Source organism: Streptomyces antnestii, assembly GCF_004005495.1.
Lineage (GTDB): Bacteria > Actinomycetota > Actinomycetes > Streptomycetales > Streptomycetaceae > Streptomyces > Streptomyces antnestii.
Genome location: NZ_RZYA01000024.1, coordinates 17,203 through 31,652 on the forward strand (window position 1 = coordinate 17,203; position 14,450 = coordinate 31,652).

General features: G+C 69.7%; 13 protein-coding genes and 1 riboswitch. Of the genes, 6 read left to right on the forward strand and 7 right to left on the reverse strand.

Annotated features, from left to right (window positions below):
* Positions 1-10 precede the first annotated feature (10 nt).
* Positions 11-472 carry a hypothetical protein gene (locus EOT10_RS34340; RefSeq protein ID WP_127832298.1) on the reverse strand — a complete coding sequence of 154 codons (462 nt, stop codon included), beginning with the start codon at positions 470-472 and terminating at the stop codon, positions 11-13.
* Between the two features lie 125 nt (positions 473-597).
* Here EOT10_RS34340 and EOT10_RS34345 point away from each other — a divergent pair, with 125 nt between their 5' ends.
* Both EOT10_RS34345 and EOT10_RS34350 read left to right on the forward strand, forming a co-directional pair.
* The gene (locus EOT10_RS34345) at positions 598-1,566 is read left to right on the forward strand and encodes a diacylglycerol/lipid kinase family protein (RefSeq protein WP_127832299.1); all 969 of its coding nucleotides are present in this window, start codon (positions 598-600) and stop codon (positions 1,564-1,566) included.
* Positions 1,567-1,885: 319 nt separating this feature from the next.
* Positions 1,886-2,143, forward strand: coding sequence for a WhiB family transcriptional regulator (locus EOT10_RS34350; RefSeq protein ID WP_016639615.1), 258 nt, complete (start codon positions 1,886-1,888; stop codon positions 2,141-2,143).
* Between the two features lie 248 nt (positions 2,144-2,391).
* On the opposite strand, the gene EOT10_RS34355 is transcribed toward EOT10_RS34350, so the two are convergent.
* Positions 2,392-3,858 carry a sensor histidine kinase gene (locus EOT10_RS34355; RefSeq protein ID WP_127832389.1) on the reverse strand — a complete coding sequence of 489 codons (1,467 nt, stop codon included), beginning with the start codon at positions 3,856-3,858 and terminating at the stop codon, positions 2,392-2,394.
* Between the two features lie 610 nt (positions 3,859-4,468).
* Between EOT10_RS34355 and nagB the strand changes: the two genes are divergently transcribed.
* The gene (gene nagB, locus EOT10_RS34360; RefSeq protein WP_127832300.1) at positions 4,469-5,254 is read left to right on the forward strand and encodes a glucosamine-6-phosphate deaminase; all 786 of its coding nucleotides are present in this window, start codon (positions 4,469-4,471) and stop codon (positions 5,252-5,254) included.
* A 131-nt stretch (positions 5,255-5,385) separates the two neighbouring features.
* On the opposite strand, the gene EOT10_RS34365 is transcribed toward nagB, so the two are convergent.
* The 4 genes from EOT10_RS34365 to EOT10_RS34380 form a co-directional block, all read right to left on the reverse strand.
* On the reverse strand, positions 5,386-6,879 hold the full coding sequence (locus EOT10_RS34365; protein WP_127832301.1) for a glycoside hydrolase family 3 protein: 1,494 nt from the start codon (positions 6,877-6,879) through the stop codon (positions 5,386-5,388).
* 9 nt (positions 6,880-6,888) lie between these two features.
* On the reverse strand, positions 6,889-7,719 hold the full coding sequence (locus EOT10_RS34370; protein WP_127832302.1) for a carbohydrate ABC transporter permease: 831 nt from the start codon (positions 7,717-7,719) through the stop codon (positions 6,889-6,891).
* The gene (locus tag EOT10_RS34375) at positions 7,716-8,690 is read right to left on the reverse strand and encodes a carbohydrate ABC transporter permease (protein WP_127832303.1); all 975 of its coding nucleotides are present in this window, start codon (positions 8,688-8,690) and stop codon (positions 7,716-7,718) included. The genes EOT10_RS34370 and EOT10_RS34375 overlap by 4 nt, the downstream gene beginning before the upstream one ends.
* Before the next feature lie 102 nt (positions 8,691-8,792).
* A complete protein-coding gene (locus tag EOT10_RS34380; protein WP_127832304.1) occupies positions 8,793-10,073 on the reverse strand; it encodes an extracellular solute-binding protein in 1,281 nt (426 codons plus the stop codon).
* Positions 10,074-10,383: 310 nt separating this feature from the next.
* On the opposite strand from EOT10_RS34380, the gene EOT10_RS34385 reads away from it, so the two are divergent.
* The 3 genes from EOT10_RS34385 (at position 10,384) to mctP (ending at position 13,274) form a co-directional block, all read left to right on the forward strand.
* Positions 10,384-11,172, forward strand: coding sequence for a GntR family transcriptional regulator (locus tag EOT10_RS34385; RefSeq protein ID WP_127832390.1), 789 nt, complete (start codon positions 10,384-10,386; stop codon positions 11,170-11,172).
* A gap of 219 nt (positions 11,173-11,391) precedes the next feature.
* Complete coding sequence (locus tag EOT10_RS34390; RefSeq protein WP_127832305.1) at positions 11,392-11,646, forward strand: DUF3311 domain-containing protein; 255 nt, start codon at positions 11,392-11,394, stop codon at positions 11,644-11,646.
* Complete coding sequence (gene mctP, locus EOT10_RS34395) at positions 11,643-13,274, forward strand: monocarboxylate uptake permease MctP (protein WP_127832306.1); 1,632 nt, start codon at positions 11,643-11,645, stop codon at positions 13,272-13,274. Before EOT10_RS34390 ends, mctP begins: the two co-directional genes overlap by 4 nt.
* Positions 13,275-13,384: 110 nt before the next feature.
* Here the strand turns inward: mctP and EOT10_RS34400 are convergent, their stop codons facing one another.
* Positions 13,385-14,077 (reverse strand): hypothetical protein, encoded by a 693-nt coding sequence (locus EOT10_RS34400; RefSeq protein ID WP_127832307.1) that lies wholly within the window; start codon positions 14,075-14,077, stop codon positions 13,385-13,387.
* Between the two features lie 139 nt (positions 14,078-14,216).
* A riboswitch (cobalamin riboswitch) is annotated at positions 14,217-14,333 on the forward strand.
* Positions 14,334-14,450 lie beyond the last annotated feature (117 nt).

Sequence of the window (14,450 nt, forward strand, 5' to 3'; positions counted from 1 at the left end):
TGCAGACCGTCTACTTCTGTACGTCGCCGGGGGCGCCCGGGGTCCTGATGCCGAGCGCCCGCGTGGTCGCCGGGTTCACCAGGAGCACGAGCGCCGTCACGGCGACGACGGCGAGCGCGATGCCGCCGGGGATCATCAGGCTGTCGGCCTGGAGCAGCGTGTAGGCGACCGGCAGGGCCATGATCTGCGTGATGATCGCGGGCCCCCGGCTCCAGCTGCGCCGCTTCAGGAGGCCGCGCGCCGCGATCAGCGGCAGCAGCGCGAGGACGGCGAGTGTGACACCGCCCGTCACGGCCTGCTCGGGGTTGTCGGGGTGACCCGCGAGACCCATCACGAGCATGTAGACGCCGCCGACGAGCAGGGCGGCCCCTTCGAGCCCGGCAAGCGCCGCGGCCGCGGTCAGCCGTCCGGGGCGGGGGCCGTCGCCGGTGGTCGCTTCGGTGTCGGGGGCGGGATTCTGCTCAGAACTCACCCCAGCAGGGTAGCCCTCACCGGCCCCGACCCCGCCGCCGCGGGTACGGCCACCGGCGCCCGGACTCTTACCCGACTCCTACCTCGGTCTGGGCCGAGTACCACTCGGTAGGTACCCTGCTTCGCATGCGTGCACTTCTTGTGGTCAACCCGGCGGCAACCACCACCAGTGCGCGCACGCGTGACGTGCTGATCCACGCGCTCGCGAGCGAGATGAAGCTCGACGCGATCACCACGGAGTACCGCGGGCACGCCAGGGACCTCGGCCGGCAGGCCGCGGAGAGCAAGGACATCGAGCTGGTCGTCGCCCTCGGCGGCGACGGCACGGTCAACGAGGTCGTGAACGGTCTGCTGCACCACGGCCCCGACCCTGACCGCCTCCCCCGCCTCGCCGTCGTCCCCGGCGGCTCCACGAACGTCTTCGCACGCGCCCTCGGCCTGCCCAACGACGCCGTGGAGGCGACGGGCGCCCTGCTGGACGCGCTGCGCGAGGGCCGGGAGCGCACGGTGGGCCTGGGCCGCGCGGGCGGCACCCCGGGCACGGAGGACGAGTCGGTCCCGTCGCGCTGGTTCACGTTCTGTGCCGGCCTCGGCTTCGACGGAGGCGTGATCGGCCGGGTCGAACAGCAGCGCGAGCTCGGAAAGCGTTCGACGCACGCGCTGTATCTGCGCCAGGTCGTACGCCAGTTCCTCGGGGAACACGACCGGCGGCACGGCTCGATCACGGTGGACCGGCCGGGTGAGGACCCCGTCACCGGTCTGGTCCTGTCGATAGTCTGCAATACCTCCCCATGGTCATACCTGGGGAACAGGCCGCTCTACGCCTCCCCTCAGGCATCCTTCGACACCGGCCTTGACCTGCTGGGACTCAAGAAACTGTCGGCCTCTTCGGTGGCCCGTTACGGCACCCAGCTGCTCACCTCCACGCCCGACCGGGGCCCCCACGGCAAGAACGCCGTGACCCTGCACGACCTGACCGACTTCACCTTGCAATCGAAGGTTCCCCTGCCCCTCCAGATGGACGGTGACCACCTGGGGCTGCGGACTAGCGTGACGTTCACAGGCGTACGCCGTGCACTGCGTGTGATTGTGTGAGTGGAAGAGCCTGAAGTCCTTCATCTCGAACGTTTGGGCCAGGATCCACCCCATGGAAGTACGGCTGTGACCTAGCCGACACCGAGGAATCAAAAAAAACTTTCCTGAAGGGGTTGTATCCGCCGCCGAGGTTTGCGAATCTCTACATGGCGCTCGGGACGGCCCGCAACATCGGCCCCACAGAGAGCCCGAACCCCCTCCTTCAACGCATAGGACATCGTCGCATATGTGACGTAGGTCCCTTCCGTTGTCAGGGGATTCGTGAAAGCGTTCACATTCACAAGCAACCCGCACGTAATACCAAGGAGAGGTAGCAGCCATGGACTGGCGTCACAACGCCGTTTGCCGCGAAGAAGACCCCGAGCTCTTCTTCCCTATCGGCAACACCGGTCCTGCGCTGCTGCAGATCGAGGAAGCCAAGGCCGTCTGCCGCCGCTGCCCCGTCATGGAGCAGTGCCTGCAGTGGGCGCTCGAGTCCGGCCAGGACTCCGGCGTCTGGGGTGGCCTCAGCGAGGACGAGCGCCGCGCCATGAAGCGTCGCGCCGCCCGCAACCGTGCACGCCAGGCCAGCGCCTGACGCCCACGCCCCCCACGAGCCTGAGCCCGGCGGCGCGTACAGCGAGTACGCAACTCCCGCCCCCGAGCCGCAGCGCGCAGTACCCCCGATGCTCCACCCAGGCTCCGCCCGGGATGTAGACCCGGGCAATGCGAACAGTGAGCCCCGGACCACACGGTCCGGGGCTCACTGTCGTTTGCGGATGTGGCGATTGCGGATGTGGTGATGCTCGCCCGGCCGCCAGTTGCCGGTCCGTCGCCGGCGGCCGGCTACTTGGCAGCGACGATGGGGATGTCGAGGATCACCTGGGTGCCGCGGCCGGGCGCCGGGACCATGTCGAACGATCCGCTCAACTCGCCCTCGACCAGGGTGCGCACGATCTGCAGGCCGAGGTTGCCGGCGCGCTTCGGGTCGAAGCCCTCGGGCAGGCCCACCCCGTCGTCGGTCACCGTGATCAGCAGACGGGCGTCCTTGGTGGTGCCGCCGCGCACCGCGGAGACCTCGACCGTGCCGGTGTCGCCCTGCCGGAAGCCGTGTTCGAGCGCGTTCTGCAGGACCTCGGTGAGGACCATCGACAGCGGCGTCGCGACCTCGGCGTCCAGGATGCCGAAGCGCCCGGTACGCCGGCCCGTGACCACCCCGGGCGAGATCTCCGCGACCATGGCGAGCACCCGGTCGGCGATCTCGTCGAACTCGACGCGCTCGTCCAGGTTCTGGGACAGCGTCTCGTGGACGATGGCGATGGAGCCGACGCGGCGGACCGCCTCCTCCAGCGCCTCGCGGCCCTTGTCGGAGTCGATGCGGCGGGCCTGGAGGCGCAGCAGGGCCGCGACGGTCTGGAGGTTGTTCTTCACCCGGTGGTGGATCTCCCGGATGGTCGCGTCCTTGGTGATCAACTCGCGTTCGCGGCGGCGCAGTTCGGTGACGTCGCGCAGCAGGACGAGCGAACCGATGCGGGTGCCCTTGGGTTTGAGGGGGATCGCGCGGAGCTGGATCGACCCCTCCTCCCCCTCGATCTCGAACTCGCGCGGCGCCCAGCCGCTGGCCACCTTGGCGAGGGCCTCGTCCACGGGGCCGCGCGACGGGGCGAGTTCAGCCGTCGTCCGGCCGAGGTGGTGGCCGACGAGGTCGGCGGAGAAGCCGAGGCGGTGGTAGGCGGAGAGCGCGTTCGGCGACGCGTACTGGACCACGCCGTCGGCGTCGAGGCGGATGAGGCCGTCACCGACGCGCGGCGAGGCGTCCATGTCGACCTGCTGGCCCGGGAACGGGAACGACCCGGCCGCGATCATCTGGGCGAGGTCGGAGGCCGACTGGAGATAGGTGAGTTCGAGGCGGGACGGGGTGCGGACCGTGAGCAGGTTCGTGTTCCGGGCGATCACGCCCAGGACGCGGCCCTCCCTGCGTACGGGGATGGACTCGACCCGGACCGGGACCTCTTCGCGCCACTCGGGGTCGCCCTCACGGACGATGCGGCCCTCGTCGAGGGCGACGTCGAGCATCGGGCGGCGGCCGCGCGGGACGAGGTGGCCGACCATGTCGTCCTGGTAGGAGGTGGGGCCGGTGTTGGGCCGCATCTGCGCCACGGAGACATAGCGGGTGCCGTCGAGGGTCGGGACCCACAGCACGAGGTCGGCGAAGGAGAGGTCGGAGAGCAGCTGCCACTCCGAGACCAGCAGGTGGAGCCACTCGAGGTCGGTGTCACCGAGGGCCGTGTGCTGGCGTACGAGGTCGTTCATGGAGGGCACGGAGCCGAGGGTACCTGGCGCGTACGGGCACTAGAGCCGCCCGGCGGACGGGAAGGTGACGACACCGGCCCGGAGACACCCGCGGGCCGCGGCGCCTGGGAGGGACCCTCAGCCCTCCCGGCACCGCAGCCCGGAGTTGCAACGGCCGTCGGGTGTGCGGTCCCGTCCGGCCGTGTGAGGACCCGCCGCAGTCAGGGCAGAGAGCGCCGGCTCCTCGGTCCGCCCTCCTGTGCGGGGAGGGCGGAGGCTTTACCATCGCATTGTGGACTAGACCATTCTGTCATGTCTATGCGTTGGACGATGTTCGTCGATGTTTGTCGTTGGCTCTCGGTTCTCGCCTCGGTCACTTCGCGGGGCGACATTCTCTGGAAGCCCGCCCCCCCATAGCGTGCCAGAGCGGCGGCGTCGGTGTCCGGCGGAAACTCCCCCTCGGCGAAGCCCGCCCGGATGTGCGACGGGTTCGAGGTGCCGTCGGAGCGGGGAGCGCCGAGCATGGGCAGATGGGGGCGTACACACCCCGTGACCGACCGGGCCGCCTCTGCTAGATTGGTCTATACCACATGCGCAGCATCACCCTCTCGACCAGATCGGCAGGCCCAGCGTGGAAGTTGTGATCGTCCCGGACGCCCAGGCAGGCGGCGAGCTCATCGCCGAGGCGATGGCCCAGCTGCTGCGACGCAAGCCCGACGCCCTGCTCGGTGTGGCCACCGGCTCGACCCCGCTGCCCATCTACGAGGCGCTCGCGGCGAAGGTCCGCCGCGGCGAGGTCGACGCCTCGAAGGCGCGTATCGCACAGCTCGACGAGTACGTGGGTCTGCCGACCGGGCACCCCGAGTCCTACCGGGCGACGGTGCTGCGCGAGGTCGTCGAGCCGCTCGGCCTGAGCGAGGGCTCTTTCATGGGCCCGGACGGCAGCGCCGAGGACGTGCAGGCGGCCTGCGACGCGTACGACGAGGCGCTCGCGTCGGCCGGCGGCGTCGATCTCCAGCTGCTCGGCATCGGCACGGACGGGCACATCGGCTTCAACGAACCGTGCTCGTCGATCGCCTCCCGTACGCGGATCAAGACGCTGACGCAGCAGACCATCGCGGACAACGCACGCTTCTTCGACGGCGACCTGGATCAGGTGCCGCGGCATGTCATCACGCAGGGCATCGGCACGATTCTCGAAGCCCGGCATCTGGTGCTGCTCGCGACGGGTGAGGGTAAGGCGGATGCGGTGGCGGCGACCGTGGAGGGGCCGGTGGCTTCTGTGGTGCCGGCGTCGGCGTTGCAGTTGCACGGGCATGTGACGGTTGTCGTCGACGAGGCGGCGGCGTCCAAGTTGAAGCTGGCGGATTACTTCCGGCACACCTATGCCAATAAGCCGGCCTGGCAGGGGCTTTAACGGCTCGGTGAGTGTGACAGCGCCGGCCGCCCCGTCGTGGGGTGGCCGGCGTTCGTTCTGCGGCAGCGGGCCGTGGGTGGTTTGTGCCCACCCGTTCCGCCGTGCGGAACGCCTGCCCACAAACCAAGAGGTCAGCGTGCCGTGATGGCCTCGGCGGCCGCCAAGCCGCAGACCCGGGCCGCGCCATGTGTCGCCACGTGCAGGGAGTCCCTCGGTGGGGCCTGGGGGACGCCCATCTCGACAACCACCGTGTCGGGGCGGGCCGTCAGGAGTGTGTCCAGGGCCGCCGCCATCCACGCGTGACGGTGGGCGTCGCGGACCACGGCGACCATGCGCCGCTCCCCCGCCGCCGCAAGCGCCGCGGCCCCCGCGTCCTGGCCCGAGAAGCTGCCGGTCTCCGTGCCGGGGAGCAGGCGTTCCAGTTCGGCCGCGACGCCCCACGGTGTCTCGTCGCCGACGGCGATGTTGGCGACCGGCGTGAAGGCGGCGACGTACGGCGGCTCGGTGACCGGGGCCGCGTGGGCGCCGCGCGTGACGGTGACCGCCCGGCGCGCAGCGACCAGGCCGATCTCGGTGCCGGGCGCGCCCCCCGAGTGCTCGGCCGCGCCCGGCACCGAGGTCCATGCGGCGAGCGCCCGCACCCGCGCGGCCGCGTCGGCGAGACGCTCCTCCGGCAGTTCGCCCGCGCGCACCGCCATGACAAGGGAATCCCGCAACCGCCGGACCGTGAGGTCGTCCGCGAGTCCCCCGCCGACGCAGATGGCGTCGGCCCCGGCCGCGATGGCGAGGACGCTGCCGCGTTCGATGCCGTAGGTGGCGGAGATGGCCCGCATCTCCATGCCGTCGGTGACGATCAGTCCCTCGTAACCGAGTTCCTCGCGGAGGAGGCCGGTCAGGATGCGGTGCGAGAGGGTGGCCGGGCGGTCCGGGTCCAGGGCGGGGACGAGGATGTGGGCGCTCATCACCGCGCGGGTGCCGGCCTCGATCGCCGCGCGGAACGGGGCGAGTTCGCGTGCGTGCAGCACGTCGAGGTCCACGTCGATGCGGGGCATGTCGTGGTGGGAGTCGACCGCGGTGTCGCCGTGCCCGGGGAAGTGCTTGGTGCAGGCGGCGACGCCGGCGGACTGGAGCCCGGTGACGTAGGCGGCGGTGTGCCGGGACACGAGTGCGGTGTCGGCGCCGAAGGAGCGTACGCCGATGACGGGGTTGTCCGGGTTGGAGTTGACGTCGGCGGACGGCGCCCAGTTGAGGTTTACGCCGCAGGCCGCGAGGCGGCGGCCGAGTTCGGCGGCGACGGCCCGGGTGAGTTCGGCGTCGTCGACCGCGCCGAGGGCGTGGTTGCCGGGGAAGGACGAGCCCGAGCGCGCTTCGAGCCGGGTGACGTCGCCGCCCTCCTCGTCGATGGCGACCAGGACGTCCGGGCGCTCGGCACGCAACTGGGCGGTCAGGGCGGCGAGTTGCTCCGGGGAGGCGATGTTGCGGCCGAACAGGCCGACGGAGGCGAGGCCTTCGCCGAGGCGGCGCAGCAGCCAGTCCGGGGCGGTGGTGCCGGTGAAGCCGGGCTGCAGGACGGTGAGCGCGTCACGGGTGAGGGTGTCGGTGCCGCGTGCGGTGAGTGTCGTCATCTGGCGGTGTTATCCCTTCACGGCGCCGTCGGTGAGGCCGCTGACGGCCCTGCGCTGCAGGAAGACGAAGAGGATCAGGATCGGGATCGCGAAGAGCGAGGACGCGGCCATGGTCGCACCCCAGTCGTCGCCGAAGGCGGTCTGGAAGCTGGAGAGCCACAGCGGCAGGGTCTGTGCCTCGGGCGCCTTGTTGAGAACGAGGACCATCGGGAACTCGTTCCAGGCGGTGATGAATCCGAACAGTGAGGTCGACATCAGGCCGGGCGCGAGCAGCGGCAGGATCACCTTGCGGAAGGCCTGCGCGCGGGTGCAGCCGTCGACCATCGCGGACTCCTCCAGCTCCCTGGGCACCGCGGCGACGAAGCCGCGCAGCGTGAGGATGGTGAAGGGCAGGATCATCACCATGTAGAAGAGGGTCAGCGGGACGAGGCTGTTCAGCATCGACGCGTCGCGCACGATCATGTAGATCGCGATGACCATGACCTCCCAGGGCGCCATCTGGGCCAGCATGAACCCGATGACGAAGCCTCGGCGGCCCTTGAACCGCATGCGCGCGAGGGCGAACGACGCGGCCAGGCCGATGAGCAGCGAGAAGACGACGGCGAGCACGGTGACGGTGACCGAGTTGCGGACCAGGGTCCAGAAGTGGTCGGCGCCGACGGCCGTCCTGAAGTGCTCGAAGGTGATGTCGGTGGGGAACCAGACGGGGTTCTCGCTGATGATGTCGCCGGTCGGCTTGAACGCCGTCGAGAACATCCAGTAGACGGGGAAGACGAAGCCGGCGAACAGGATCACGGCCGTCACGTTGGGCCAGGCGCGGCCGAAGAGTGAGCGCTTCACAGCTCGTCCTCCTCTTGCTTCAGCACGATGCGGAGGTAGTACGCGGTCAGGGCCAGCAGGATCAGGATGGTCAGGACGGCGATCGCCGCGCCCATGCCGAAGTGCTGGTTGCCGACGCCCTCGATGTACGCGTACACGGGCAGGATCTCCGTGAGCCGGTCGGGGCCGCCGCCGTTGATGTTGAAGACCTGGACGAACGCCTTGAAGACCCAGATGACCTCCAGGAACGTCGTCGCGTAGAGGAACGGGCGCAGATACGGCAGCGTGACCGAGAGGAAGCTCTTCCAGGGGCCGGCGCCGTCGAGGGACGCGGCCTCGTAGAGCTCCTTGGGGATGGTGGTCGTCGCGGTGTAGAGGTTGATGGCGACGAAGGGGACCGACTGCCAGACGATCAGCACGGTGACGACGAAGAATGTCGACAGCTGGCTGCCCGTCCAGCTGTAGTCGGCCATGGAGTGCCGACCGAGCCTGTCGAGGACCCAGTTGACGACGCCGAAGCGTTCCGCGAACAGCCACTGGTAGACGGTGGTCGAGGCGACGACGGGCATCGCCCAGGCCAGCACGAGCCCGACCAGGAGCAGGACGCGCATCCGCCTGCCGAGCCGGGCGAGCAGCAGGCCGACGAGGGTGCCGAGCCCCATGGTCAGGAGGGCGTTGACGAGGGTGAAGACGAGGGAGCGCCCGGTCACCCGCCAGAAGTCCGGACTGGTCAGCGTCTCCTGGTAGTTGTCGAAGCCGTTCCACTCGGTGACGTGCTGGATCAGCTGCCCCATGTTGAGGTTCTGGAACGACAGGAGCCCGTCCTTGACGAGCGGCCAGCCGAGGAGGAGCACGGTGGCCGCGACGGCGGGGAGCAGCAGCAGGTACGGCGCGAGCGCGCCGGCCCGTTTCCCCGGCCGGGCGGGTCCCCCGCCGTCCGTTTTCAGGGCCACCGCCGGGCCGGAGGGCGGCCGTTCGGTCTGCACGGTCATGGTCGCCATTCCTCTTTCTGGGCCTGCCGGGACGCCGTGGGCCGCCGGGGTGGAGAACACGAGCCCGTTCCCTCCACCCCGTCAAGGCCGGTACTGCTACTGCTACTGCTTCTGCGAGAGGCGCTTGTCGAACTCGGCCTCGACCTGCTTGGCGGCGGCGGCCGGGGACTTCCCCTTCAGCACCGCGGTCATGTAGGTCTTGATCGGGTTGGGCGCGTTCTCGACCGGGGCCCACTCCGGGATCAGCGGGGTGGTGCCGCCGCCGGCCGCGGCGGGGGCGGCGGCCTCGGCGGCCGCGTTGCCCTTGAGGTTCGACTGCAGCGCCTCCTTGTTGGGGATCACGCCGCCTTCCTTGGCGAGCTCGCCCTCGAACTTGTCGGAGAGCGCGAGCTTCAGGAACTCCTTGGCGAGGCCCTGCTTCTTGCTGCCCGCGGCCACGGCGAGGTTGGAGCCGCCGAGGAAGACGCCCTCGGGCTTGTCCGCGGTGGCGCCGGGGATCGTGAAGTAGCCGATCTCCTTCTCGATCTTCGGGTTGGCCTTGATGGCGAGGGCGGACTCCCAGCCCATGCCGATGAACGCGCCCGTCTTGCCCTTGGCGAAGACCTCGGCCTGCTGGGGGGTGGCCTCGTCCTTGTCCTTGGGTGCCTTGGACAGGGCCTGGAACTTCTTGTACGTCTCCATGGCGGCGGCGACCTTGGGGTCGGCGAGGTTGGAGACGTACGTGCCGCCGTCCTTCTTGACCAGTTCGGCGCCCTCGCCGATGGTCAGGCCGACGAAGTGGTACCAGTTCTGGCCGGGCAGGTAGATCGGCTCGGCGTCGGTCTTCTTGCCGATGGCCTGGAGGTCCTTGTAGAACTCGTCGCGCGTCTTGGGGAGGTCCTTGATGCCGGCGTCGGCCCAGATCTTCTTGTTGTAGATGACGACGCGGTTGACCACGAACCAGGGGGCGGCGTACTGCTTGCCGTCCGAGACGGCCGACTTGTTCATCGACTCGGCCCAGTCGGCGCCGATGGTCGACTTGAGGTCACCGAGGTCGGCGAGGCCGCCGGTCTTGGCGTAGGCGGGGGTCTGAGTGTTGCCGACCTCGAAGACGTCCGGCGGGTTCTGCTCCGACAGGGCGGTGGTGAGCTTCTGCTGGATGCCGTTCCACTGCTGGATCTCGATCTTCAGCTTGGCGCCGGTCTTCTTCTCGAAGGCCGCCGTCACGTCCTTCTGCCAGGTGTCGGGCGTCGAGCCGTCCATGGCCCACACCGTCAGCGTCTGCCCCTTGTAGCCGTCGGCGCCGGCCTTCTCGTCCTTGCCGCCGCCGTCACCGCTGCCGCACGCCGCGATCGAAACCAACATGCCCGCGACACCGATAGCCGCGATGAGCCTGCGCTTCACGTCACCCTCCTCAGGGATGCCAGCAACCGCCCGCCCACAACGACGAACACGACGAACCAACGCACAACAAAACTCGACGTGGTACTGCACGTGGGACTGGGACCTGGTCTTTAATGGTGTAGACCAGTAACCGGGAGCTTGGCCTAGACCTTTAGGGGTGTCAAGGGTGCGCCGGAAGGGCTCCCGCGTCCGTTATCGGACCGACACCTGAGGGGGCACGGCCCTCCCGGGCAGGGCCGTGCCACGATGTGAGCCGCAACAGACGGAGGAGCCGGTGACGGCAGCACCACAGGAGCCGGGAAGGCGGGCCATGGGCACCCATGCGGGCAGCAGCGGAACCGATGCGGGCGGCGCCACGACGGCGGAGGCACCGGCAGCGGGCCGCACCGCGCGCGTGCCCAAGTACTACCGCCTGAAGCGGCACTTGCTGGACATGACCGAGACGCTGCCCCCGGGCACCCCGGTCCCGCCCGAGCGCACCCTCGCCGCCGAGTTCGACACCTCACGCACGACCGTGCGCCAGGCCCTTCAGGAGCTGGTCGTCGAGGGCCGGCTCGAACGCATCCAGGGCAAGGGCACGTTCGTCGCCAAGCCCAAGGTCTCGCAGGCGCTGCAACTGACCTCGTACACCGAGGACATGCGCGCCCAGGGCCTGGAACCCACGTCCCAGCTCCTGGACATCGGATATGTGACGGCCGACGACACCCTCGCCGGGCTGCTCGACATCACCACGGGCGGGCGCGTGCTGCGCATCGAGCGGCTGCGTCTCGCGAGCGGCGAGCCGATGGCCATCGAGACGACGCACCTGTCGGCCAAGCGCTTCCCGGCGCTGCGCCGCTCGCTCGTCAAGTACACCTCTCTGTACACGGCGCTCGCCGAGGTCTACGGCGTGCGCCTGGCCGAGGCCGAGGAGACCATCGAGACCTCCCTGGCCACCCCGCGCGAGGCCGGCCTGCTCGGCACCGACGTGGGTCTGCCGATGCTGATGCTGTCGCGTCACTCCATCGACGGCGCCGGGCAGCCCGTCGAGTGGGTGCGCTCGGTGTACCGGGGCGACCGCTACAAATTCGTGGCCCGCCTGAAGCGCCCGACAGACTGACGGACTTACGGGCTGGCGGCCTTACGGACGCGACCCCTACACGACCCCGAACCGCCCCAACGACCCGCGCCGGCCGACGAGTCAGCCTATGAACGACATGTCGGCCGCGCGATGTCCGTTATCCGGACGGGGGTTCCATAAGGCAAGATCCTCGCCTAGATTTCCCCACCGTTAAGCGTGAGATAAGCAAGCGGGCTCAGCGAGGGGACGGACCGCAGTATGTCGGATGCGCCTGAAGTGAAACGGCCGGTCGTCACACCGGTCCGCGTGGTCATTGCCCTGTGCCTCGTCGCGCCGTTCGTGGCGATGCTCTGGGTGAGCTCCTACGCGAAGGTCGATCCGGCCTTCATCGGCATCCCGTTCTTCTACTGGTACCAGATGCTGTGGGTCCTCATCTCGACCACGCTGACGATGATCGCGTACAAGCTGTGGCAGCGTGACCAGCGCGCCCGGAAGACGGGCGGCAAGGCATGAACGGCGGAGTCAACGGCGTCGCGCTCGGCGTCTTCATCTTCTTCTTCCTCGCCGTCACGGTCCTGGGCTTCCTGGCCGCGCGCTGGCGCAAGGCCGAGAACGAGCAGAGCCTCGACGAATGGGGCCTGGGCGGACGGTCGTTCGGCACCTGGGTCACCTGGTTCCTGCTCGGCGGCGACCTCTACACCGCGTACACGTTCGTCGCCGTCCCCGCGGCGATCTACGCGGCCGGCGCCTCCGGCTTCTTCGCCGTGCCGTATACGATCCTCGTCTACCCGCTGATCTTCACGTTCCTGCCCCGCCTGTGGTCCGTCTCCCACAAGCACGGCTACGTGACGACCTCCGACTTCGTGCGCGGCCGCTTCGGCTCCAAGGGCCTGTCCCTGGCGGTCGCCGTCACCGGCATCCTCGCCACGATGCCGTACATCGCGCTCCAGCTCGTCGGCATCCAGGCCGTCCTCGACGTCATGGGCGTCGGCGGCGACGAGTCGACCAACTGGTTCGTCAAGGACCTGCCGCTGCTCATCGCGTTCGCGGTGCTCGCCGCGTACACGTACTCGTCGGGTCTGCGGGCGCCCGCCCTGATCGCGTTCGTCAAGGACGGCCTGATCTACCTCGTCATCGCCGTCGCGATCATCTACATCCCGATCAAGCTGGGCGGCTTCGACGCCATCTTCCACGCGGCGAACGAGAAGTTCTCGGCGACGAATCCCGCGACGGGCAAGCCCGTCGGCGGGCTCGCCCCGGCCCCGGCCGGACAGTGGACGTACGCGACGCTCGCCCTGGGCAGCGCCCTCGCGCTCTTCATGTACCCGCACTCGATCACCGCGACGCTGTCCTCGCGCAGCCGCAACGTGATCCGCCGCAACACCACGATCCTGCCCCTGTACTCCCTGATGCTCGGCCTGCTCGCGCTGCTCGGCTTCATGGCGATCGCGGCCGGGATCAAGGTGCAGAACGGGCAGCTGGCGATCCCGCAGCTCTTCGAGAACATGTTCCCCGACTGGTTCACGGGCGTCGCGTTCGCGGCCATCGGCATCGGCGCGCTGGTCCCCGCCGCGATCATGTCCATCGCGGCGGCCAACCTGTTCACCCGCAACATCTACAAGGACTTCATCAAGCCGGACGCGACCCCCGAGCAGGAGACCAAGGTCTCCAAGCTGGTCTCGCTCCTGGTGAAGGTGGGCGCGCTCGCGTTCGTCCTCACCATGGACAAGACGGTCGCGATCAACTTCCAGCTCCTGGGCGGCATCTGGATCCTGCAGACCTTCCCGGCCCTGGTCGGCGGCCTGTTCACGCGCTGGTTCCACCGCTGGGCGCTGCTCGCCGGCTGGGCGGTCGGCATGGTCTACGGCACGTTCGCCGCGTACGGGGTCGCCTCCCCGACGCAGAAGCACTTCGGCGGCAGCGCCAAGGAGATCCCGGGCATCGGCGAGATCGGCTACATCGGCCTCACGGCGTTCGTCCTGAACGTGGCGGTGACGGTGGTCCTCACCTTCGCCCTGAAGGCGTTCAAGGCCCCCGAGGGCGTCGACGAGACCTCTCCGGGGGACTACACGGCGGACGCGGGCGACCCCGGCGTCCTGACGGAGCTGCCGGAGGCGACGGCGGGAGCGGGCGGGCACTGACCCGACTCCCGACTCTCCAACTCCCTTACGACTGGACGGGCCGCCGGAGCAATCCGGCGGCCCGTCCGCGTACTAGGGCCCGTCGGCGTACTTGGGGAGCCCCAGGGGGCTCACGAGGCGCCGTAGAGGTCCTTCCTGACCCTCTGGGCCGCCTCGGCCGCCGAGGAGAGCGTCAGGGCCCTGTCCGTGCCCGCCCCCACCGTCACCAGGACGCCGCCGACCCGCAGTTCGACCTCGTAGTGCGGGGTGCCGTCGAACTCGTCGCCGCCCGTCGTGCGCGTCGTCTCCAGTACCGCCTCGTCGCCCAGGTCCGCGAGCGGCCGGGCCTCGTGGTGCTCGACTACGGGGGCGGCGTCGGTGTCGACCGTGACACGGCCGCACGCGTCGTGGAGCGCGCGCCGCAGTTCGAGATACCGCCCGGCGCGGGCGGCCGGCATCGAGACCAGGCGCTCGAAGACGAAGGGGGCGTCGTCGCTCGTCGCCGCGGGGTCCGGACGGACCGTCCGCTCGGCGCTGGCCCCCTTCATGCGCACCAGTTCCCCGCGCGCGTCCCGGCCGGCGGCGCAGGTGCTCCAGTCGCCGCCGCCGAAGTGCCGGTCGAACAGGCCCAGGGAGATCTCGTTCGCCGTCGCGTCGTCGCCGACGGACTGCGCCGGCAGGAGTACGGCTCCCAACTCGGCGTCCGTGAAGACCTTCCCGGGATCCGCCGAGCCGTCGACGCCGGGTGCCGAGGGCCGCCGCCCCGACCCGTCGGGCCCATCGGCGCCACCGGCCTCACCGCCTGCGCATCCCGCGACCAGCATCAGCAGTACCGCGGCACAGCCCGCTCCACGCCCTCGCGCCCCACCTCGCACGGCGCCTCCCCCTGCTCGGCCATCAGTTCGGCCGCCACCCTAGTCGACACAAGATGTGGGGCTGCGTTCCACGGCCAGCACAAGATGTATGCTCATGCTCGCTGTCGCCGCAGGGGAATCCGGTGCAAGTCCGGAACTGTCCCGCAACGGTGTACGTATGCACGCATACGCGAGTCCGAGGACCTGTCGACAGCACGCCCGAGCCGTCCGGCCCGGGCATGACGACGTCCGGGTCTCGTGGAGTGGGCCGGCGACGCGGGCCCCGCCATGCCCCCGTGCCCTCCTCCCCGTCAGGCCCACAGCCGAGCGAGGGAGAGCCCCA

What these genes read in the sequence shown, in the direction of transcription:
- EOT10_RS34350 (WP_016639615.1), top strand. Translation starts at nt 1,886, where the DNA reads ATGGACTGGCGTCACAACGCCGTTTGCCGCGAAGAAGACCCCGAGCTC.
- mctP (WP_127832306.1), top strand. Translation starts at nt 11,643, where the DNA reads ATGAACGGCGGAGTCAACGGCGTCGCGCTCGGCGTCTTCATCTTCTTC.
- EOT10_RS34375 (WP_127832303.1), bottom strand. Translation starts at nt 8,690, where the DNA reads ATGACCGTGCAGACCGAACGGCCGCCCTCCGGCCCGGCGGTGGCCCTG.
- EOT10_RS34365 (WP_127832301.1), bottom strand. Translation starts at nt 6,879, where the DNA reads ATGACGACACTCACCGCACGCGGCACCGACACCCTCACCCGTGACGCG.
- EOT10_RS34390 (WP_127832305.1), top strand. Translation starts at nt 11,392, where the DNA reads ATGTCGGATGCGCCTGAAGTGAAACGGCCGGTCGTCACACCGGTCCGC.
- EOT10_RS34385 (WP_127832390.1), top strand. Translation starts at nt 10,384, where the DNA reads ATGGGCACCCATGCGGGCAGCAGCGGAACCGATGCGGGCGGCGCCACG.
- EOT10_RS34355 (WP_127832389.1), bottom strand. Translation starts at nt 3,858, where the DNA reads ATGAACGACCTCGTACGCCAGCACACGGCCCTCGGTGACACCGACCTC.
- EOT10_RS34400 (WP_127832307.1), bottom strand. Translation starts at nt 14,077, where the DNA reads ATGCTGGTCGCGGGATGCGCAGGCGGTGAGGCCGGTGGCGCCGATGGG.
- EOT10_RS34345 (WP_127832299.1), top strand. Translation starts at nt 598, where the DNA reads ATGCGTGCACTTCTTGTGGTCAACCCGGCGGCAACCACCACCAGTGCG.